Origin of the sequence: Synechocystis sp. FACHB-908 (assembly GCF_014698595.1) — a bacterium.
Lineage (GTDB): Bacteria > Cyanobacteriota > Cyanobacteriia > Cyanobacteriales > Microcystaceae > Synechocystis.
Genome location: NZ_JACJTH010000037.1, coordinates 180,701 through 200,790, shown reverse-complemented (window position 1 = coordinate 200,790; position 20,090 = coordinate 180,701). Strand labels below are relative to the sequence as shown.

The following is a 20,090-nucleotide window of genomic DNA, read 5'->3' as shown; positions in this document are numbered from 1 at the left end:
AGTTTGGGGCCAATCCTTTGCATTGCTTTATATTTGTTTACTCACAAATTAGCCTTAACGGTCGGTTATTGATGGAATAGGAATTGGGTCAAACCTTTACGCTGTCCCCGTAAGATGGGTAAGGACTGCTCAGGAGGGAACCTATGGATTGGCACATTGCAAAACATTACGACGACATTCTCTATTACAAAGCGGGGGGGATCGCCAAAATTGTCATCAATCGTCCCCATAAACGCAACGCCTTCCGTCCCCAGACCGTTTTTGAACTTTATGACGCATTTTGTAACGCCAGGGAAGATAACCGCATCGGGGTTGTACTACTAACCGGAGCCGGGCCCCACAGCGATGGCAAATATGCCTTTTGTTCCGGTGGGGATCAATCTGTCCGGGGAGAAGGGGGTTATATCGACGACCAAGGAACTCCCCGCCTCAATGTGCTCGATTTACAGCGGTTAATCCGCTCCATGCCCAAAGTTGTCATTGCCCTAGTGGCTGGCTATGCCATTGGTGGTGGCCACGTTTTACATTTGGTGTGTGACCTGACCATTGCCGCAGATAACGCCATTTTCGGCCAAACCGGGCCAAAAGTGGGGAGTTTTGATGGAGGCTTTGGCTCCAGTTACTTAGCTCGCATTGTGGGACAAAAAAAAGCCAGGGAAATTTGGTATCTTTGCCGCCAATACTCTGCCCAGGAAGCAGAACGCATGGGCATGGTGAACACCGTTGTTCCCGTCGATCGCCTGGAGGAAGAAGGTATCCAATGGGCGAAGGAAATCTTGAGCAAAAGTCCCCTGGCTATCCGCTGTCTTAAAGCTGCTTTCAATGCCGACTGTGACGGCCAGGCTGGATTACAGGAACTAGCGGGCAACGCCACCTTGCTTTATTACATGACAGAAGAGGGCAGTGAAGGCAAACAAGCCTTCCTGGAAAAACGCCCCCCGGATTTTAGCCAATATCCCTGGCTCCCCTAAGCTGATCAGACCAAAGCTCCCCTGTTCAGCCCTACTATGGCACTATGTCGGAAAATTAACCCCAAAAGTTCCCCGAAAACAGTCTCCACTATGGCAAATACCTTTAACACCCTTTAAGAGTCCATTACCCCAATTGTGCTGTCTAGGCCGCTTCGGCTGCGGTGGCGATCGTTTCTGCCGATTGTTCCACTAGAGCATCCTTACTGGTCAAAGCATAGGCATGTTCTAAATACACCACATCTTCGAGGTTCTCCCAGGGACCGGCAAAGGGTTTTGCCGCTAGGGCACAGGCCTTCCACTGTCCCTGTACTGGCACATTGAGTTGACTGCAAGTGCCGCCTCGCCTACCTTCAGCCTGGTAGTAGCGGCAATAACGACAAGATGAGGTGATAAAGTTAGCGGTTTTCATGGGGGTGCGTGGGGAAATTAGGCAGTTGTTAAAATTTTTGAAAAATATCAGCTCTTTTTGAAAAATATCAGCTCGAACTTTCTAGATGTTTATATTTTGCCCTATTCAACCAAGGGGGCAAATCCGCATTAAACAGTTACTCTGTCTGCCTTTACCTCCCCGATGGAAGGAAATTCTCTTCAGGTTGTCTTAATATTCGTTTTACAAATCGATACGTTTGACACAGCACCCGACCTTAACAGGTAACAAAATCTTTAGATAATGGTATGGTATGGAACAAAAAAGGTCAGGGATCAAGAAAAAACAAGATTAAAATAGTGGCTCAAATAACTGAACGCCCAACTAATAATCTTTTTTTAACCAAACTTGCTGAGATTGAGCTGTCTTGATCCCAGGCTAAAATTGTTTTTCCAACCAGCAAATTACTTTTTCTCCCAGGCGGACTCCCTCAAGGCGATCAATCTCCCGGATCCCCGTCGGACTTGTGACATTGACTTCTGTTAGGTAGCCTCCGATAACATCAATACCGACAAAATATAAACCGTCAGCCTGCAATTTGGGTTTTAGCAAAGCGCAAATTTCTATTTCCCTGGAGGTAATGGTAGTGGGAGCCACTTGACCACCAACCGCCATATTGCCCCGGAATTCTGCTCCACTGGGAATGCGATTGACGGCTCCAATGGGATCACCATCCAGCAGGATAATTCGCTTATCACCTTCCTTCGCTTCTGGCAGAAAACGCTGTACCATTACCGGCTCTTTGCCATGTTGGGTACTAATCTCCACCAGGGAGTTGAAGTTTCGATCGCCAGGATCGAGAAACAAAATTCCCTCCCCGGCCTTACCTCCCAAGGGTTTTAACACTGCCGCCCCGTGCTCTTCCAAAAACTGGCGGATCAGGCCCTTGTCCAAACTAACCACCGTGGGAGGCATCACCGCAGCAAACTGCAGGGTGTACATTTTTTCATTGGCTTCCCGTAGCCCCTGGGGGGAATTGATCACCATGGTCTTGGTGGGGGCTAGTAACTCCAAAATGAAGGTGGCGTAGAGATATTGCACGGTCACCGGCGGATCCTTACGCATAAAGACTGCTTGGCATTCCGTCAGGGCCATCCACTGGGATTTGGACAGTTCGGACCAAGGTTGGGAAACTTGCCAGTGCCCATCGACCAAAATCACAGGCTGAAGGCGTACCGCCGCTAATTTAGCCCAGGCCTGGCCATTGATAACGGCCAAATCCCCCACTGATGTGACAAAAACTTCGTGTCCCAACTTTTGGGCCGCTTCCATGATGGCAACGGTGGAATCATGGCCCGGATCGAGTTTTTCTAGGGGATCGATAATAAAAGCCAGTTTCACAGGGTCAATATCCTTGGGATGGGGGCAGAAGCCGTAATGGTTGAAGACAAATAATATATATACGAATAAGATTAGCCAGCCTAACTATGGAGCAGGGGGTCCAACTTGCCTGCACCATCTAGGGCATAGATGTCATCACAGCCACCAATGTGTTGGTCGTCAATAAAAATTTGGGGCAAGCTCCTTTTGCCGTTGGCCCTTGCCGCCATGGCTTCCCTTGCTTCGTTGTCGCCGTCAATGCAATATTCTTGGAACTCTACTCCTTTACGTTTCAATAAAGCCAGGGCTCTCATGCAAAAAGGGCAAGTGCTCCATGTATAAATTTCAATTTTTGCCGAGACAGCCATGGCAACGCTTAATGTAAAGATTTGTACGGTTCTGATTATAGCTGACCCTGTTCGTGGTTAGGGGATAACTAACGGGCAATGCTCAACTAAAGGGCAACAATGAGCCGTTGGCGATCGCCGTAATGTGGGTAAGCAGACCCATGGTTTCCATCGGCGCTGGCACCATTTCGCCACGAAAGTCGAGAATTTGTACTAAAACTAGATACGCTACAGCTAAAATAATTGAGATGGCACCGGTGACAATGGCCACGATTTTGCCTGAATCCATAGTGAGTTTCGCCCCAATTTTCGTCGGGAGATTATTTTCGCCTAATCCTACCACGGCTTCCCCAGGGGTTTTTGGGTAGGCCAATTTCTCCTAACCCCAATTATCGATCGCCATTTTTAGCCAGCACCATTTGAGTATGACTCCTTCCCTAACCCTTCCCGCACCGGCATTTACTGAAGCAACCTCCTGGGAATGTTGGCGACAAATGCAACAAGTTTCCCTAACCATCCATGGCCCAGACCACCCCAGTGCCATCACCGTGGACACCAACTATATGGATGAAGGCCAGGGGGAACCCATGCTTTTTATACATGGCTTTGACAGTTCGGTGTTGGAGTTTCGTCGCCTACTGCCCCTAATCAAAAAAAATTTTCGGGCGATCGCCATTGATTTGCTGGGATTTGGTTTCACAACTAGATCCAAGATATTACTACCCACCCCAGCCAACATCAAAATTCACCTAGACCACTTTTGGCAAACAATTATTCAAGAACCCATTACCTTAGTGGGGGTATCCATGGGGGGAGCAGTGGCCCTAGATTTTTGCCTCAGCTTTCCCGAACGGGTCAAAAAACTAGTGCTAATAGATAGTGCTGGCCTCGCGAAACAACCCTTTGCCAGTCGGCTCATGTTTCCACCGTTGGACCGTTGGCTAACCAATTTTTTAGCCAGCCCACAGGTCAGACAAAGTATTGGCCAGACCGCCTATTACAACCGGAGTCTAGCCAGTGAAGATGCCCGCCTCTGTGCCGCTGCCCATTTAACCTGCCCGGGTTGGAGCGAAGGATTGATTGCCTTCAGCAAAAGTGGTGGTTATGGCTCCTTTGCCGAGCAATTGGGGCAAATTACTTTGCCTAGCCTAATTATTTGGGGTAAACAGGACAAAATTTTGGGTGTTAGAGCGGCTGAACGATTCCAAAATCTTTTGCCCCAGAGTCAATTAATCTGGCTTGATGCCTGTGGCCATGTGCCCCATCTGGAACAACCCGAAGCTACCGCCGCCGCCCTCAGACAATTTTGCCTATGACCACCAAGACCTAAAATCTTCTAGCTAGCTTTTAAACTTGAGATTGATAAGTAATAACTGCATCCACCCAGGGAGATTTCCTTGGGAAAATAATGGGAAAAAAGTATTATCGTTTACTTTGGTCCCTGCCCCATGCTGGTTCAAAATTTGGGACAAAAACCATTCAGAAGTGAAGTTGGAGAACAGTTCTCATCTTAAAGTAATGAATTTTACTAGTACATACTTTAGCTTGTCGTCCCGGGCAAAGGGCTTATCTAATAAAGGTTCTGTAAATATTGACAATACATGGTCTGACTGATTATGGTTGTCGGAGTTAAAAACAATTATAAAGGTGACTATTCCCACGAATTGTTTACTTTTCTGCTAATATGTCTTCTATCCGACCAAAGACTATTTTCTCCTCAGTATCTATTTTGCACTGGTTCATCATTGCCTAAGATAATGTTGAAAATTTAAAACTCTTTTGGTTGTAAAGGGTCCACATTTCACACTGCTACATAATGTCTATCAATGCTTACAAACTAGCTACGACATTGACAGAAGATGGCACGCTCCTGCTCCAGGATTTACCGTGTCCAGCTGGTACTTCCGTAGAAGTTATTGTGTTAGTTGCCCCCCAGGGAATGGTCCTTCCCCAAGCTGAGAGGGCCCAAGGTCCTGCCCCCGGCAAAGTTGGGGAAGCTGGGGCCGACTATATGGCTGCCACCGCCGACACTATGACCGAATGGAATTCTGAAGCTGATAATTCTGCATACCGACACCTATGAATACAATTTACGAACAATTTGACGTCGTCATTGTCCCAGTTCCCTTCACGGATAGGCAATCTGATATTCGTCGCCCCGCTTTAATTTTGTCCGACGCCCCCGCTTTTAATAACCGCATTGGTCACAGTGTTATGGCTATGATCACTTCGGCAAAAAATGCCCCCTGGCCCCTCGATACCCCCATTGAAGACACCCGTTCAGCGGGATTGTTTACGCCTTCGGTGGTGAGGATGAAACTGTTCACCCTAGAACACAAGTATATCCTCGACTGTGTTGGCTCTCTGTCAAAGCAAGACCGATTGATGGTGAAGAGTGCTTTTCCCCATGTTTTTAAACTCGGTTAGTCCACTGGCTGGCCGCAAATATGATTAGCTTTGGCCGGACTGACTGCCTCAAGCTCCCATCAAATCATCTAACTCTTGGTAGTGCGGTGTTTTTTTGTGGGTGGGTTTTCCTTTGCGTATCACTAGGCGATCGCCTTGGGGGCGGGAAAAGATCTCACTGAAATAACGGGCTGGAAAGATAACTAGATCCGCTGGACCATTCACAGCAAGGCGGCCGTAGTCGGCAAGTCCCATTAATTGGGCAGGGGTTTGATTAACGGTGGCACACCAGTGACCGTAGGGAGGATCCAATTGGCCAATGCGTACGGATTGGTTCAAAATTTCCAGGCCATCATGGTCACCAAAGGGAAAAAACGGATCCCGACAGTTATCACTGGCAAAGACGAGGGGAATGCCCTCCGCGTGAATGGCATGAACTTTGGTAATTCCTCTCCAGGCCGGTTTCTGGGGTTGATGGCGGCCCTGGAGGTACAGGTTACAAAGGGGCAAACTAATGATAGCGATATTAGCCTGTTTGACTAAAGCCAATGTTTGCTGGACTTGCTGGGGGGATTGCACATCTAAACTGCAACAGTGCCCACAGACAATTTGACCGGTGAAACCGACTTTTAAGGCGATGGCGGCTACTTGATGCAATACTCGGGAGCGGCGATCGCCATTTTCGTCTACGTGCAGGTCAATGGCCAAATTTCTGGCTTGGGCTAGGGTCATCAAACGGGTTAACTGGGCTTCCACCTGGGGCCCAGCGTAGGCCACTCCCCCCAGAATTCCTCCCCCATGGGCCATCTGGTCGGCTAACTTTTCCCCTGCAGAGCCTAGATAATAATCCGTGGTAACCATCGCCACCCCTTGTAAAGTTAGGCGATCGGCCCAGGCTTGGCGCAGTTGTTGAAAAGTTTGCCAAGCAATCTGACTTTTCTGACCAGCCATTTCTATGTGGGTACGCACCGCTGCCGTGCCATGGGCATAGCTACATTGGAGGGCAAATTCCATTCTGCGGTAAATATCTTCTGGGCTATGGTGCAATTCAGCATCCCTTTCCGTGCTAGCAATGGCTCCAGAAAAGGTTCCATCAACATTTGGCGATCGCCCCCAGATATGGCCCTTATCTAAGTGGGTATGCATATCCACAAAACAGGGCAAGATCATTCTTTTACTCAAATCCACCCTGGGGACACCATCGTCGGTAACTAAATCGGACTCTTCCCCCTGCCCAACAGCAACGATATTTTTGATTTTGCCGTCGGCAATTTCTAGATGGTAAAGTCCTAAATCCTCCCAAGGCCTGGGAAACTGAAAATTTTCGGGAAAATTTACCTTGGTTTTGACCAAATTGGGGGGAATATGGGCATTTTTAAGCCAATAGTGGCCATCACTGGGAAGAACCAGAGGGGAAGACATAAAAAAGATGATTTAGTTTGCCAGTTTGCCGTTGCATCAATTCAGGGCCAAGCTCCAAAACTTTGCGTTACCCTGCAGGGGAAAAATTTAGCCCCTATTTGCAATTAGATGCCAATTTTCCTAGAACATTGACCAGTATAATAGCCGGATTATCTGCCCTTTACTGACTTCGCCATGATTACCAGGGAAACCTTGCCCGTTTATTTACAACGCCTTTGGCAAAACGCCATGGTGCGCTGGTGGATCATTGGCATTATTGCCATGGTTTTGAACGTTGTCCTCTTGGATTGGTTCAAAGTGTCCCTCGGCATGGGCCTCACCTGGGCTTCCGTCCTCTCCGCCGAAGTCATTACCATCATTCGTTACGGGGCGATTGACCTCTGGGTATTTCGTAATCCTAACCTTTCTTGGCAACGCTGTTGGGAATACCATGTGGCCAATTTCAGTGGCTTTTTTCTCTGGAGTTTAATTATTGTAATTTTGGGCAATAAATTGGGCTGGGACCATAAAATAGCGGCTATCGTTGCCACCATGATTACCGTATTTTGGAGCATGGCCACTAACTTTCTTTGGGTCTGGCGTAAACCGAAAAAGAAAGCTTAATTTGTAGCCCATTGGTGTGATGGAAGGAATGGATAATGATGGGTAAATTTTTTCACTTCATTAACGACGAAAAAAATCTTAAATACTGCTTTTTAATTGCCATAGCTGTTACCCTGGGGATTTTTCTACTTAAGTTTTTTGTCACTGGCTTTGGGGTGTACGGTGATGGATTGGGCTATTACACTCCCCTGAGATCTCTATTATTTGATGGTAATCTCAGGGTAGATAACGAATATAGCTATTATGCTGAAACCGCAGGACAATTCAACAGCAGTCCCCGGGTATTTGGGCCCATTCCAGAATACAGCAAATACACGGTGGGGCTAGGCATAGTTCTGTTACCATTCTTTGCTCTAGGTCATGTAGTTGCCTTGATTTTACATCAGTTTAATAATGCCATTCCCATCAATGGTATGTCTTGGCCCTACGAACTATTTTATTGCTTGGGAAGCGTTGGTTTGGGCATCACTGGTTTAGCCCTGAGTTATCGTTTTGCTCGGCGTTATTTTTCCCACATAAGTTGTTTACTGGCCGTAGGTGGAATTTGGTTTGCTTCACCATTGAGCTATTACCTATTCCTAGAAGTGTCCATGTCCCATGCAGTTTCCGCTTTTTTAATCGCCTTATTTTTGTACGGCATATTCACTAAACCTTGGTTAACCGATGGCCGTTGGCAGATTATGCTCGCTTTGGCGATCGCCTTTGCCGCTTGGGTGCGGCCCCAGGATGTGCTGTTTTTCCTCGCACCAATATTGGTGGCGGCGATCGGGTTTGAAACGCAACCATTGGGTAATCAACAACCGAGTTTAACAACCATTTCAGCAATTCATTGGGGAAAAGCTAGTCAAACTATTTTTACCAATATTACTAAGAGAAAATTTTGGCAACCACTGCTAGTGATGTTGACAGTGGCGATGCTAATGCAAATTCCCCAGCTATTAATTTATCTTTGGCAGTATGGTGGCATTGAGCGCATTCCCTATTTAGAAGAAGGACAAGCTACGGGTCACGGGGGCAGTTTCAATTGGTTGCAACCATCCCTTTGGCAAGTGTTATTCTCCGGTCATCGGGGCTTATTTATTTGGCACCCCATAACCTTACTAGCGGTGGTTGGTTTAGTGCTAGGTTGGAGACTGTTGCCCCGTTTAAACACCATTTTGTTGGTAACTTTCTTGGCTCAAGTTTACTTTATTGCCGCTTGGTGGTCTTGGTGGCAGGGCGCTAGTGTGGGGGGGAGAATGTTTAGTAATTGCACTTTTTTATTTGTATTTGGCATAGCTAATTTTTGGCAAAAAATTTCTGGTCGTCGCTGGCAAAAATGGGCTGCTTTTGTCACAGCGTTTTTTGCTTTTTGGAATATGCTAATTGTTTTGCAGTATCAATCGGGCATGATTCCACCGGAAGCTCCAGTGACGTTGGTGGAACTATATCAAAATCAATTTGAAGTCATTCCCTTTTTTGTTAGTCATCTTCTGGAAAAATTTTGATGGACATTGAGAACCATTCAGCAAGATAGTGCATAGAGTCTATTATTTAAGGGCTATAGGGGGTAGACCCCGGCAAAAGTAACTTGTAATTCTGTCTAGCCTTTGCACCTACGGCAAACCGGCCCCAAAAAATTGTTTTTTCTGCCCTGTTGATGCATAATGAAAATAATTTGCAATAGCTTTCTATAAAATCTTCTCTCAAAATTTACGGAAAAGTCCTTATGTATATCTGCGTTTGCCGGGGTATTAGCGATAAGCAAATTGAAGCGGCTGCCCAGCAGGGCATAACCTCCCTAGAAGAGTTGTCCGAGTCCATGGGAGTAGGGGCTGACTGCGGTGTCTGCCAAGGCCATGCTTGCCAGGTGCTAGAGGCGATCGCCAGAAGGAAATTAACCTAGATGGGAGTTAGAAAAATTGAGTATTAGGCTGAAAAGATATAAGCACTAACGATAATAATCTTCAAACTATAAACTACCCGACAGGGGCAAAAATTCCAGCACTTGGTCAACTTCCAAACCTAATTGCTGCGCCCGTCCTGCCCCCAGCTCCAACACCTGGTTAACCTCTTGGTTGAGGGGGCCGTAGTTGGGACAAGGATCGGCTTTACAGGGGGGAACGTTCGTAATAATTTGTTTAATTTGCCCATCCCGCAAAAAGATCATATCCAGGGGAATCAGGGTATTTTTCATCCAAAAGCGGGCAATTCTGGGTTCTGGAAAAGTGAATAACATCCCCCGATCACCAGCTAGTTCGGTGCGAAACATCAAGCCCTGGGCCTGCTGGGCAGGAGTTGTGGCGACTTCCAACAGAATTGTTTCCGAACCAATGGTTACCTTGGCCGTCAGAGGTAAAGATTCCACCAGCGGCGATCGGGAATAACTAGGGCTACACCCCACCGTCCCCATTGCCAATCCAATACCCAAGCCAATGGTTACCAAAGTCCGCGCAATAGATGGGGCTTTAGATTGACCTAAGTTACGAAAAGTCAATGGGGTCATGGCAAACGGTGGGGATCAACCCCAAACCATAGGGGACTAACCAATGGTAGCTAACCAATCCCGCATTAACTGATTGACAGTGGACGGATCTTCGTCGTGGGGACAGTGGCCCGCCGGCAAAAAATGCTCCGTTAGTTGGGGGTAATGTTGTCGAAACTTAACACTCCTTTCCTTGACCCGCATCCAAGGATCCCCCTGTCCCCAAATAGCCAACAGGGGCGCTTGTAATTTAGCCAGGAGTTTATCCACCATTTCCCCCTGGGGAGATTTAAACACCGAGGCAAACACCTGGGCCGCCCCCCCATCACAGGAAGGACGATAAATTTCTTCCACCAGGCGATCGGTCACTGCTGTTTGATCTACGTAAACTTTTTGTAAGGTCTTCCGAATGGTGGGTTTGCGCCGCAAATATTGAAACAGTAAGTAACTGGGTAGGGGCTGGAGCATCAAGCTTTGAATTGCTTTTTGCACAAAATTAATACCGCGCTCACTAATTTGATCACCAAATGGCCCGGCACTATTGAGCAACACCACCCCGGCAATTTTGTCGCCACCGTTGGCCGCCGCACAGAGGGAAGCGTAACCCCCTAGGGAATTGCCCGCCACCACGGTTTTTTCCCCAATCACCTGGTCAATAAAATCCAGTAACTGCTGTTCCCACAGTTGGCCGCTATATTCCAGAGCCGGTTTAGCCGATCGCCCGAAGCCCAACAGATCAATCGCCCACACCTGAAACTGGTCTTGGAGTCCTTCAATGTTTTTACGCCAATGGTCAGTGGAAGCACCAAAGCCGTGCACTAAAAGTAAAGAAGGTCGATCCGGCTGGGGTTGTCCGGCCCGGACATAGTAGATCTCATGCCCTTGCCAGTGCCAATAATTACCTGTGGGTGCGGTGATCTGGGGCGAAAAGGACTGCATTTCGTTAAGAATTGTTAAGTGAATTTATTTTCCCATCATAACCCCTTAACCCGGAGGCCAGCTAAAAGGGCGACCGCCAAGGATATGGAGGTGGAGATGGAACACAGTTTGCCCCACTTCCGCCCCGTTATTAATGACTAAGCGAAATTGATCGCCAATGCCTAGATCCGCCGCTACTTCCTTGGCTTTGAGCAAAAGATGACCCAGTAGGGCATGGTCTTCCGGGGTGGCCGCTGACAATTGGGGTAAAGGCTTTTTGGGGATTAAAAGCACATGGACTGGCGCTTGGGGATTAACATCCTTGAAAGCTAGGCAAAGATCATCTTCATAGACGATCGCCGCTGGAATTTCCCGACGGATAATTTTACTGAAAATGGTATCTTCTGCCATGGTTTAAACCTAAACTGACGCTATTCAGATTAACTTACCAACGGGGCTAAGCTAATTGAACTTTTGTTTAGCTTGCTCGTAGACCGTTTCCGTTATCTCTGTGATTCCTGCTTCCCTGGCAAAATTTTCGATTTTTTTACGGGCGGCAGGACGAACGAAAAAAGGAATTTCCTTTAAACGCTCCGTTGCTTCGGCAGTCCAACTAATAGGATCACTCATTACAAAAATGGGTCTGAAATTTCGCCCTTGGGCATGATTTGACAAAAGCATTCTACCGCGACCGTAAAATACGTGCCAAAGCATAGGCTATGAAAGAATCTCCTTGTATTTTTGTTTGAAGCTAAGGGAAGTTAATATTTACGCTCCTTCGGTTCAAAGCGATTAATGACCACCGGCATATATTCCACTTTTATTTGTTCGCCGTCAAAACTGGCTAAGGTGTGGCGCAAGAATTGTTCATCATCCCGACTGGGAAAATCTTCCCGAGCATGGGAACCCCGACTTTCCTGGCGTTGGATCGCAGAAGTTAAAATCAATTCCCCCACTGCCATAATGCTTTGCAGTTCTAGGGCTTCAATAACTTCCGTATTCCATTGCGGTTGTTTATCGTCCAAAAAGATTTGCCCGTACTGGGCTTTAAGATTTTGTACCTGTTCCAAACCTTCTGCCATAAAGGATTCGGAGCGGAACACCCCACAATGGCTGGTCATGCAATCCTGAAAAGCTTGGCGCAGGGTGTTAATACGCACTGTACCCTGTTGGTTAAGAAGCTGATCAATGCGGGTTTGGGCCTCAGTTTTATAAACTGCTTCGTCAATTTCCGGGAGCGATCGCCCTTGGACATATTCGGCAATGCTCCGGCCCGTGCGACGACCATAAACCACACATTCCAACAGGGAGTTACTGCCTAAACGATTGCCCCCATGGACGGAAACACAGGCACATTCCCCCGCAGCAAAAAATCCTTCTGTTAACTCGTTGGCATTTTTTCGTACCCGACCATCGGTATTTACCGGAATGCCCCCCATGCAGTAATGCACTGTGGGCCGCACTGGCATCGGTTGTTCCACTGCATCAATGCCCACTAAACGGTGAGCTTCTTCCCAACAGAAGGGAATACGACTCATAATTTTTTCCCGACCCATATGGCGCAAATCTAGGTAAACATAGGGGCCGCCAGCACTGCCATCGGCGTTAACCCCCCGCCCCGCCCGGATTTCCAGGGTAATGGCCCGGGAGGTGATGTCCCTGGGGGCCAACTCCATACGACTGGGGGCATAGTCTTCCATAAACCTGCGCCCTTCACTATTAATTAAGTAAGCTCCTTCCCCCCGCACTGCTTCGGAAATTAGCACCCCCACCGGATATAGCCCCGTGGGATGAAACTGGACAAACTCCATATCTTCCAAGGGAATTCCGGCGATCGCCGCCATGGCCAAACCGTCCCCAGTGGAAGCGTAGTCATTGGAAGTAGTGTTATAAACCCGGCCGTAGCCCCCCGTGGCGACCATCACCGCCTTAGCTCGGACAATTTCAATGCGACCGGTGGCAATTTCATACATCACCAAGCCCTTTGCCTCACCTTCTTCGTAGATGAGTTTCATCACATACCACTCATCGTAAATTTCCACCTTATTGCGGCGCAGGTTATTCACGAGTTCGTGCAAAATGGCATGGCCTGTTTTATCGGCGGCGTAGCAAGTGCGATTGTGGGAGTGGCCGCCAAAGGCCCGCTGGGCAATTTTACCGTCTGGTAAACGGGAAAAAAGTACTCCCAAATGTTCTAGCTCAATAATTACTTCCGGGGCTTCTTTGGTGAGAATTTCCACCGCATCCTGATCCGCTAGATAATCCGATCCCTTCACCGTATCAAAGGCATGGGCTTCCCAGGAATCTTCAGCGTCAACGTTTTTCAGACTGGCTGCAATGCCCCCCTGGGCGGCCACAGAATGGGAACGGATGGGATGGGTTTTGGCCACGATCGCCACTTTGGTATCAGGGGCCAGACGCTTAATTTCTAGGGCGGCCCGACAACCGGCTAAACCCCCACCGACAATGACAACGTCCTGTTCGAGCATGGAAAAACCTTCAAAGAAGCAACAATGACAATCCCTAGGGGCCTGCCTTCCCTAATGCTGAATCATTTTTGGTGATTGATCAATTTTTTTTGCCCCACCTGTGTATATTTTTCTAACTATTTTCAACTATGGATTAGCTAGGTGATTAATTGATCAACGAATTAACTGAATTTTGCTAAAAGTAGTCGTAGTCTTTCTCAGTTTCAAAAGCAGGGTAACTGAAGTTGGAAGGGTCTCTTAAAAAAGCAAAGACTTCTTCCTCCAGACGGTGGATCAAGTAGGGTTCAATTTGGTTGCTGAAACGCAGACAGGCAATAAACCCATCCACATAGAGGCGGATTTCATCCATCGAACGACTACGGTTCCATAAATCCACCATCGCATCAGTTAACTTTTGATAGAAACGAATGATTTGGGGGTCTTGCAACATTATGGACATGGTTATGATTCACTGACTATTTCGGGAATTACCTCTGATTCTAACGAGACGGGAATACCTTTGGAAAGTTTTATTGAGCCCCATAGGTTAACCAATGATCACCATTGACTTTCACCTTGCCCATCTGGCTAAGTATCTTTGCGGCACAGTGCTCCAGATTTATCTCTAAAGATTTTCAATTAATTCATCGGACATCTATCCCTGGCTACCCGCGAAATACCCTCAACCGGGCGCTGTCCGCTAGTTAAAGTTAACCTTCATGGCCAAGGCTGGTTGGAAGTAATTTGATTCTTTCAGTTTTAGTGTTGTTTTAGGATTATTGAGGAAAAGACTTTACAATATCATTTCCCATTTTTCCATCAAGGACAAACATAACGCTCTGTCACCCAGCCTCTCATGCCGTCCATGGTTTCCACCAGGAAGAAACCGTTGCTATAACCCTCGGTACTAACTGCAGTGCCATTGCTCAGGGTGCGGTTGGCATTTTGGCTGCTATTGCTGGGGCGATCGCGCAAATATACCCGTCCCGTTTCGGCACCACAGATATAGGAAGGGGAACTTCCAACGGGGGAACTGCCACAAAGATAGCGTTCTGTGACCCACCCCGAAAAACCATTGACGGTTTCCACAAAAACAAAGCCGTTGCGATATTCGTATCCTCGCACAGGGGTGCCGTTGGCTAGGGTGCGGTTAGCATTTTGACTAGCATTGCTAGGACGATCCCGTAAATAGACCCTGCCGGTTTCTGCCCCACAGACGGTGAGAGCATTTTGGCCCAAGGCAGGGGCTTGCAACCAAAAACCTTGCCCCAACAGACCAAACACGGCCATCAAGTTAAAGAGTTTCAAGATACGGTGGGGAGAAACTTTTTCCGGAGCATTGATGTGACCTTTCATGGTGAATCACCATTGAATTCGACGCAAATTCTGAAAAGATTTTGATTTCCATCTAACATTATAGTTGACTAGTTGTTACCTCCTCTTCAAAGGGTTAACTAGCTCGATCAATGAAACGATTAGGTAATTAAAATTAACAAAAATTTAACAGAAATGAAGCAAATATCCGTGGTTATTGTGGGTGGTGGTCTCTGCGGTTTAATGGCGGCGGTGGTGTTGCAACTCCAGGGCTTGGAGGTCACCGTGTTGGATAAAGGCAAGGGCATAGGGGGCAGACTGGCTTCCCGGAGATTACGCCATGGGGACGCAGTGGGATGTTTCGATTTTGGGGCCCAATATTTCAAAGCCCAGCATCCCCTTTTTCTTGCTTGGGTGGAGGATTGGATTAAGGCAGGGGTGGTCAAGGTTTGGGCAGAAGGGATGGGTACGGAAACAGGCACAATCCGCAGTCAGGGGGTAAAGCTATATCGAGGGGAACCGAGCAATCGCAGTTTGGCCCAATACCTCGCCCAGGATTTGAAAGTAGTTAATCAGGAAAAGGTTAATGCTTTTCACTGGCAGGATAATATTTGGCAAATTCACTGTGATTCCGGGGGGATTTACCAAGGCGATCGCCTAGTGGTGACGGCCCCGTTACCCCAAACCCTAGAATTATTGACAGTATCTAACATCAATTTGCCCGCCGATATTCAACAGACTTTGACTGGGGTGGTATATGACCCTTGTTTCAGTTTATCTTTACTGTTGGAACAACCCAGTTTAGTGCCTGACCCCGGTGGTCTTTGGTTATCGGGGGAACCCTTGGCTTGGATGGCTTGCAGTACGAAAAAAGGAATTTCTCCCCATGGCTACGGAGTGACAGTGCAAGCAGGCCCAGAGTTTAGTCGTCATTATTTAGCCACCGATACGGAACAGGTAATCGCATTAATGACCGCCGCGGCCCAACCCTGGTCAGGTTCAGCGGTGTTGGCTTCCCACTTGCATCTCTGGCGCTATAGCCATCCCCAAAATCCCCTCGATCAACCCTTTCTCTTTGGCGATTTTCCTGGCCCAGTTTACTTTGGGGGAGATGCTTTCCATGGCGGCAAAGTGGAAGGAGCAGCCCTATCGGGATTGGCGATCGCCGAGCATTTATTGAATTCCCTAGCGAAAGGTTAGAACCGGAATGGAAGTTTTTCGTAGAACTTGGGCGGTGGTACTACCGATAACCAAATGGCGAATACGGCTATGGCCATGGGCCCCCATTAACAATAAATCAATGGCGTTATCTTCCTGGTAACGAACAATGGCTTCTTCCGCATGGCCCACCAACAATTCCACCTCGAGCTTAAAACCAGCTTTTTCCAAGACTTTTTCGGCTGTACCCAAATTGGCGATCGCCTGGGGGTCTTGGTTGGTTTTCCCCACCGTGACAATGTGTAGGGGCAAATCAGCCAACAGGGAGGAACCGGCCAAAAACTGCAGAATTTTTTGGCAACTGGCACTACCGTCATAGGCAAAAAGAACTTTGGTAATGGTTTGAAACTGCTTTGGAGTAACCAAACAGGGCTTGGGAATACTGCGAATAATTCTCTCCATATTGGCTCCCAAATGGCCCTGGGCAAATTTAGCTGTTTCCCCTCTTTTCCCCAGGATAATTACATCAAAATCGCCCTTCAAATCTTCTAGACAATCCAATAAAAAACCTGTTTTGTGCATAACCTGCACCGATTCTATGCCAGCTTGCTGGAGAGTGTTTTTAGCCGTTGCCAGGACCAGTTTCGCCTTTTGATGATTAAGTTTGGCTTTAGTATGTTCTAAATCCACCAATTGTTTTAATAATTCTTCAGAAGTTCCTAAGCCAATACTGCCACTCAAATTGACCGATTCCACTGCCTTTTGGGCCCGGATATCAGTAACGTATAAAACCTTGATATTGCCGCCTAATTTACTGGCTAACCAGGCGGCGTAGGGATAACTTTGCTGAGCGAAATCCGATCCATCAGTGCAAAGCAAAATATTTTTCACAATGGTAACATTCCCAAAAAATAATTAGTGATGTGTAAGTTTTAAAAAAGCGTGGCCAGTTCCCCCAATTTCGCTCTAGTTCAGTACTGATATCAAACCTTAATTTTCAGCAGAAGAATTAATCAGTTTTAGTTCCGGTTCCTTGATCAATTTTTGCCAAAGGGTCGCACTCGCTCCGTTTAAACCCACCAATTCCACATCAATGCCATTGCGCCGGAACTTGGTCATGATTTGCTCCACTGTGCCCACTGCCCCCTGGTCCCAGAGATGGGCATGGGTTAAATCGATGGTAACCCGGTCTACCAATTCGTCAAAATCAAAGGCTTCAAGGAATTCTTCTTTGGAAACGAAGAAAATTTGACCAGAGACATTATAAATACGGTGGTTTTCATCCTCTGTTAAAACCCTATCCACAAAAACAAGTTGGGCAATTTTGCGGGTAAAAAAGATCGTACTCATAATAATGCCTGCCGCCACCCCCAGGGCAAAGTTACGAGTGATAATAATTAGCCCCATGGTGGTGAACATAACAATGTTTTCGCTCTGGGGAATTTTACGGAAGTCCCGCAGGGAAGACCAACGAAAAGTGCCAATGGAAACCATAATCATCACAGCTACTAAGGTTGCCATGGGCATTTGTTGCACCCAGTCCTTTAACCCCAAAATAGCAATTAAGAGAAAAATTCCCGCCGCAAAGGTGGATAACCGGCCCCGACCGCCGGATTGCACATTGATGACTGATTGGCCAATCATGCCACAGCCCGCCATGCCACCAAAAAAACCAGTGACAATATTGGCAATACCCTGGCCTTTGGCTTCGCGGTTTTTGTCGCTGGGGGTATCGGTCAATTCATCCACTAAAGATGCGGTTAAAAAGGAAGCCAGCAACCCAACGATCGCCAGGGTAAGGGAATAGGGCAAAATAATTTGTAAAGTTTGCCAATTAAAGGGAATTTGGGGTAGTAAAAAAATTGGTAGACTCCCAGGTAACTCCCCCATATCTCCCACAGTGGGCACATCTAGTTGCAAGAAAATAGTGGCATTGGTCATCACAAATAAAGCCACCAAAGGAGAGGGAAAAACCTTGGTAAACGTGGGCAGAATATAAATAATTGCTAGGGAACAGGCCAAGATTAAATAAACTAACCAATATTGACTAACTTTAGTCGGGTCTAGCTGGGGTAGCTGGGCCAAAAAAATCAACACGGCTAAAGCATTGATGTAACCCAACACCACCGCCCTGGGGACGTAGCGCATTTGCTTAGCAACTTTAAAAACCCCCAACAAAACCTGAAAAATTCCCGTCAGTACGGTGGCGGCCAGCAGGTACTGCAAACCGTGGTCTTTGACTAAATCCACCATTAATAGGGCCATGGCCCCTGTAGCGGCAGAAATAGACCCCGATCGCCCACCAAAAAAGGCCGTCAACACAGCAATGGTGAAGGAAGCATAAAGTCCCACCTTGGGGTCAACCCCAGCAATGATGGAAAAGGCGATCGCCTCGGGGATAAGGGCCAAACCCACCACAGCCCCGGCCAACAAATCTTCCTTGGTATTGCGAAACCACTCCCGCTTTAATATCGTCCAATTGATCATTATTCGGTCTAAAACTTAGTCTTTTACAAGATTTTTCGCGAGAATTTTTATAAGGAAGGGGGAATGGCAATCGCACTTAGTTTTAAATCAAGACAATCCCCTGCCACTTGTTCCAAATTCCACTGATTTTTAAACAGTAAAACTGGCGCATCCCAGCGATCTTTGACCACCACCGTATTGAATAACCGTCCCGCTTTTTCCAGGGCATCCCAACCTTCCACCACCCAGCGGGCCAGGGAAAAACCAAGGGGCTCTAATCTGGTTTCTACTCCGTACTCTTCCTGGAGGCGATACTGTACCACTTCAAATTGCAATTGTCCCACCGCGGCCAAAATAGGATCTCGTTTACTTTCATCCAGGGATTGGAGAATTTGCACCGCCCCTTCTTCCTGTAACTCTGATACCCCTTTCTTAAAGTTTTTATACTGACTAGGATCGGTGGATCTGAGATAGGCAAATAGCTCAGGAGAAAAGGATGGAATGGGGGGATAAATTATTTTTTCGCCAGTATGAACCGTATCGCCGATGGTGAATGCCCCCGGATTATTTAAACCAATCACGTCCCCCGCATAGGCAATGTCCACCGATTCCCGTTCCTGGGCAAAAAGTTTTTGGGGTCGGGATAAACGCACTGTTTTGCCCGTTCGGGGATGTTTTACCACCATATCCTTTTCAAATTTACCAGAACAAACCCGCAAAAAGGCAATGCGGTCCCGGTGTTTAGGGTCCATATTGGCCTGGAGTTTAAAGACAAAACCGGAAAATTCTTCATAGGTGGGTTCAATAGTTCCTCGGTTACTGTCATGGGCTTCGGGCTTAGCGGCATACTGCAAAAACGCTTGCAAAAATAGTTCTACGCCAAAGTTATTCATGGCACTGCCAAAAAATACCGGGGTCATTTCTCCGCCATGGACGGCGGCTAAATCAAATTCGGCCCCCGCTTCTTCGATTAATTCCAACTCATCTTGAAATTCGGCGTACACATCACTACCTAGCAATGATTCCAGGGCCGGATCATCTAGGGCCATGGTCTGATCCGCAGCTTTTTTGCTGCCGTGGGTGCCCGTTCGCTCAAACAAATGGATAGTTTTGGTTAAACGGTTGTAAACGCCCCGAAACCGATCGCCGGTGCCGATGGGATAGTTGACCGCATAGGTGTTCATGCCCAATTCCTGTTCAATTTCGTCCATCAATTCCAGGGGGGTCAAGCTGGGGCGATCGAGCTTGTTAATAAAAGTGAAAATGGGCAGATGGCGCAGACGACACACTTCAAACAGTTTGCGGGTTTGGGTTTCTAACCCCTTAGCGGCATCAATTAACATCACCGCGTTGTCTGCTGCGGCCAAGGTACGGTAGGTATCTTCACTAAAATCTTGGTGCCCTGGGGTATCCAACAAGTTAAGAATTTTGCCCCGGTAGTCGAACTGCAGCACGGTGGAAGTGATGGAAATACCCCGCTGTTGCTCCATGGCCATCCAGTCGGACGTGGCACTGCGCTGACTACGGCGAGCTTTCACGGCCCCCGCCTCCTGAATTGCGCCCCCATACAACAACAATTTTTCCGTTAGGGTAGTTTTCCCCGCATCGGGGTGGGAAATGATGGCAAAATTACGACGGCGATCGACCTCTTTCAAAAGATCGTCCAGGGCTTTGTCCGCACACGGCGCAGTGGAAGATGGGGAAGTTTGCATGCGATGGGAAAAAATAAGCGGGCATTAGCAATGGGCCCACTCTTTCTAGGCTCTAGCTGCAAACATTGTCTCAAGTTAACAGCGGATCTGTCCA

Annotated in this window: 23 protein-coding genes; 8 read left to right on the top strand and 15 right to left on the bottom strand. The window is 47.5% G+C overall.

The features are described from left to right. Window positions 1-143 precede the first annotated feature (143 nt). Entirely contained in the window at window positions 144-971 is an 828-nt protein-coding gene (menB, locus tag H6G46_RS14350; protein WP_010872165.1) for a 1,4-dihydroxy-2-naphthoyl-CoA synthase, read from the top strand. A 142-nt stretch (window positions 972-1,113) separates the two neighbouring features. Here the strand turns inward: menB and H6G46_RS14345 are convergent, their stop codons facing one another. The 4 genes from H6G46_RS14345 to H6G46_RS14330 all read right to left on the bottom strand — a co-directional run bounded on the left by H6G46_RS14345 (window position 1,114) and on the right by H6G46_RS14330 (window position 3,438). Continuing rightward, entirely contained in the window at window positions 1,114-1,380 is a 267-nt protein-coding gene (locus tag H6G46_RS14345; RefSeq protein ID WP_010872164.1) for a hypothetical protein, read from the bottom strand. A 396-nt stretch (window positions 1,381-1,776) separates the two neighbouring features. After that, window positions 1,777-2,739, bottom strand: a complete 963-nt coding sequence (gene gshB, locus H6G46_RS14340) for a glutathione synthase (protein ID WP_010872163.1) — start codon at window positions 2,737-2,739, stop codon at window positions 1,777-1,779. 80 nt (window positions 2,740-2,819) lie between these two features. Continuing rightward, window positions 2,820-3,086 carry a glutaredoxin 3 gene (gene grxC / locus H6G46_RS14335; protein ID WP_010872162.1) on the bottom strand — a complete coding sequence of 89 codons (267 nt, stop codon included), beginning with the start codon at window positions 3,084-3,086 and terminating at the stop codon, window positions 2,820-2,822. Window positions 3,087-3,168: 82 nt separating this feature from the next. Next, window positions 3,169-3,438 carry a hypothetical protein gene (locus tag H6G46_RS14330; RefSeq protein WP_020861597.1) on the bottom strand — a complete coding sequence of 90 codons (270 nt, stop codon included), beginning with the start codon at window positions 3,436-3,438 and terminating at the stop codon, window positions 3,169-3,171. Between the two features lie 52 nt (window positions 3,439-3,490). Here H6G46_RS14330 and H6G46_RS14325 point away from each other — a divergent pair, with 52 nt between their 5' ends. From H6G46_RS14325 to H6G46_RS14315, 3 genes are all read left to right on the top strand, one after another. Beyond that, window positions 3,491-4,381: an alpha/beta hydrolase gene (locus tag H6G46_RS14325; RefSeq protein WP_010872160.1), complete on the top strand. Its 891-nt coding sequence runs from the start codon at window positions 3,491-3,493 to the stop codon at window positions 4,379-4,381. Window positions 4,382-4,881: 500 nt separating this feature from the next. Further along, complete coding sequence (locus H6G46_RS14320; RefSeq protein ID WP_010872159.1) at window positions 4,882-5,148, top strand: hypothetical protein; 267 nt, start codon at window positions 4,882-4,884, stop codon at window positions 5,146-5,148. Further along, on the top strand, window positions 5,145-5,492 hold the full coding sequence (locus tag H6G46_RS14315) for a type II toxin-antitoxin system PemK/MazF family toxin (protein ID WP_010872158.1): 348 nt from the start codon (window positions 5,145-5,147) through the stop codon (window positions 5,490-5,492). The genes H6G46_RS14320 and H6G46_RS14315 overlap by 4 nt, the downstream gene beginning before the upstream one ends. Before the next feature lie 48 nt (window positions 5,493-5,540). Here the strand turns inward: H6G46_RS14315 and H6G46_RS14310 are convergent, their stop codons facing one another. Further along, complete coding sequence (locus tag H6G46_RS14310; RefSeq protein ID WP_010872157.1) at window positions 5,541-6,893, bottom strand: cytosine deaminase; 1,353 nt, start codon at window positions 6,891-6,893, stop codon at window positions 5,541-5,543. Between the two features lie 174 nt (window positions 6,894-7,067). On the opposite strand from H6G46_RS14310, the gene H6G46_RS14305 reads away from it, so the two are divergent. The 3 genes from H6G46_RS14305 (at window position 7,068) to H6G46_RS14295 (ending at window position 9,381) form a co-directional block, all read left to right on the top strand. Next, a complete protein-coding gene (locus H6G46_RS14305; protein WP_010872156.1) occupies window positions 7,068-7,496 on the top strand; it encodes a GtrA family protein in 429 nt (142 codons plus the stop codon). A 35-nt stretch (window positions 7,497-7,531) separates the two neighbouring features. After that, window positions 7,532-8,983 carry a hypothetical protein gene (locus H6G46_RS14300; RefSeq protein ID WP_010872155.1) on the top strand — a complete coding sequence of 484 codons (1,452 nt, stop codon included), beginning with the start codon at window positions 7,532-7,534 and terminating at the stop codon, window positions 8,981-8,983. A 221-nt stretch (window positions 8,984-9,204) separates the two neighbouring features. After that, a complete protein-coding gene (locus H6G46_RS14295; protein ID WP_010872154.1) occupies window positions 9,205-9,381 on the top strand; it encodes a bacterioferritin-associated ferredoxin in 177 nt (58 codons plus the stop codon). A 66-nt stretch (window positions 9,382-9,447) separates the two neighbouring features. On the opposite strand, the gene H6G46_RS14290 is transcribed toward H6G46_RS14295, so the two are convergent. The 7 genes from H6G46_RS14290 to H6G46_RS14260 form a co-directional block, all read right to left on the bottom strand. After that, window positions 9,448-9,981, bottom strand: coding sequence for a DUF192 domain-containing protein (locus H6G46_RS14290; RefSeq protein ID WP_010872153.1), 534 nt, complete (start codon window positions 9,979-9,981; stop codon window positions 9,448-9,450). Between the two features lie 36 nt (window positions 9,982-10,017). Beyond that, window positions 10,018-10,899 carry an alpha/beta fold hydrolase gene (locus H6G46_RS14285; RefSeq protein WP_010872152.1) on the bottom strand — a complete coding sequence of 294 codons (882 nt, stop codon included), beginning with the start codon at window positions 10,897-10,899 and terminating at the stop codon, window positions 10,018-10,020. Window positions 10,900-10,944: 45 nt separating this feature from the next. Then, entirely contained in the window at window positions 10,945-11,289 is a 345-nt protein-coding gene (locus H6G46_RS14280; protein ID WP_010872151.1) for a histidine triad nucleotide-binding protein, read from the bottom strand. Between the two features lie 51 nt (window positions 11,290-11,340). Then, window positions 11,341-11,508, bottom strand: coding sequence for a PCP reductase family protein (locus H6G46_RS14275; RefSeq protein ID WP_014407092.1), 168 nt, complete (start codon window positions 11,506-11,508; stop codon window positions 11,341-11,343). 131 nt (window positions 11,509-11,639) lie between these two features. After that, on the bottom strand, window positions 11,640-13,367 hold the full coding sequence (locus H6G46_RS14270; RefSeq protein ID WP_010872149.1) for a succinate dehydrogenase/fumarate reductase flavoprotein subunit: 1,728 nt from the start codon (window positions 13,365-13,367) through the stop codon (window positions 11,640-11,642). A gap of 175 nt (window positions 13,368-13,542) precedes the next feature. Beyond that, complete coding sequence (locus H6G46_RS14265; RefSeq protein WP_010872148.1) at window positions 13,543-13,806, bottom strand: DUF6761 family protein; 264 nt, start codon at window positions 13,804-13,806, stop codon at window positions 13,543-13,545. Between the two features lie 359 nt (window positions 13,807-14,165). Continuing rightward, window positions 14,166-14,702 (bottom strand): SH3 domain-containing protein, encoded by a 537-nt coding sequence (locus tag H6G46_RS14260; RefSeq protein ID WP_010872147.1) that lies wholly within the window; start codon window positions 14,700-14,702, stop codon window positions 14,166-14,168. 153 nt (window positions 14,703-14,855) lie between these two features. On the opposite strand from H6G46_RS14260, the gene H6G46_RS14255 reads away from it, so the two are divergent. Next, complete coding sequence (locus H6G46_RS14255) at window positions 14,856-15,860, top strand: NAD(P)/FAD-dependent oxidoreductase (protein WP_010872146.1); 1,005 nt, start codon at window positions 14,856-14,858, stop codon at window positions 15,858-15,860. Here the strand turns inward: H6G46_RS14255 and H6G46_RS14250 are convergent. The 3 genes from H6G46_RS14250 to prfC all read right to left on the bottom strand — a co-directional run bounded on the left by H6G46_RS14250 (window position 15,846) and on the right by prfC (window position 19,996). Further along, window positions 15,846-16,709, bottom strand: coding sequence for a universal stress protein (locus H6G46_RS14250; protein ID WP_010872145.1), 864 nt, complete (start codon window positions 16,707-16,709; stop codon window positions 15,846-15,848). The genes H6G46_RS14255 and H6G46_RS14250 overlap by 15 nt on opposite strands. Window positions 16,710-16,808: 99 nt before the next feature. Beyond that, window positions 16,809-18,305: a SulP family inorganic anion transporter gene (locus tag H6G46_RS14245; RefSeq protein ID WP_010872144.1), complete on the bottom strand. Its 1,497-nt coding sequence runs from the start codon at window positions 18,303-18,305 to the stop codon at window positions 16,809-16,811. 47 nt (window positions 18,306-18,352) lie between these two features. Next, window positions 18,353-19,996, bottom strand: coding sequence for a peptide chain release factor 3 (gene prfC, locus H6G46_RS14240; protein ID WP_010872143.1), 1,644 nt, complete (start codon window positions 19,994-19,996; stop codon window positions 18,353-18,355). Window positions 19,997-20,090 lie beyond the last annotated feature (94 nt).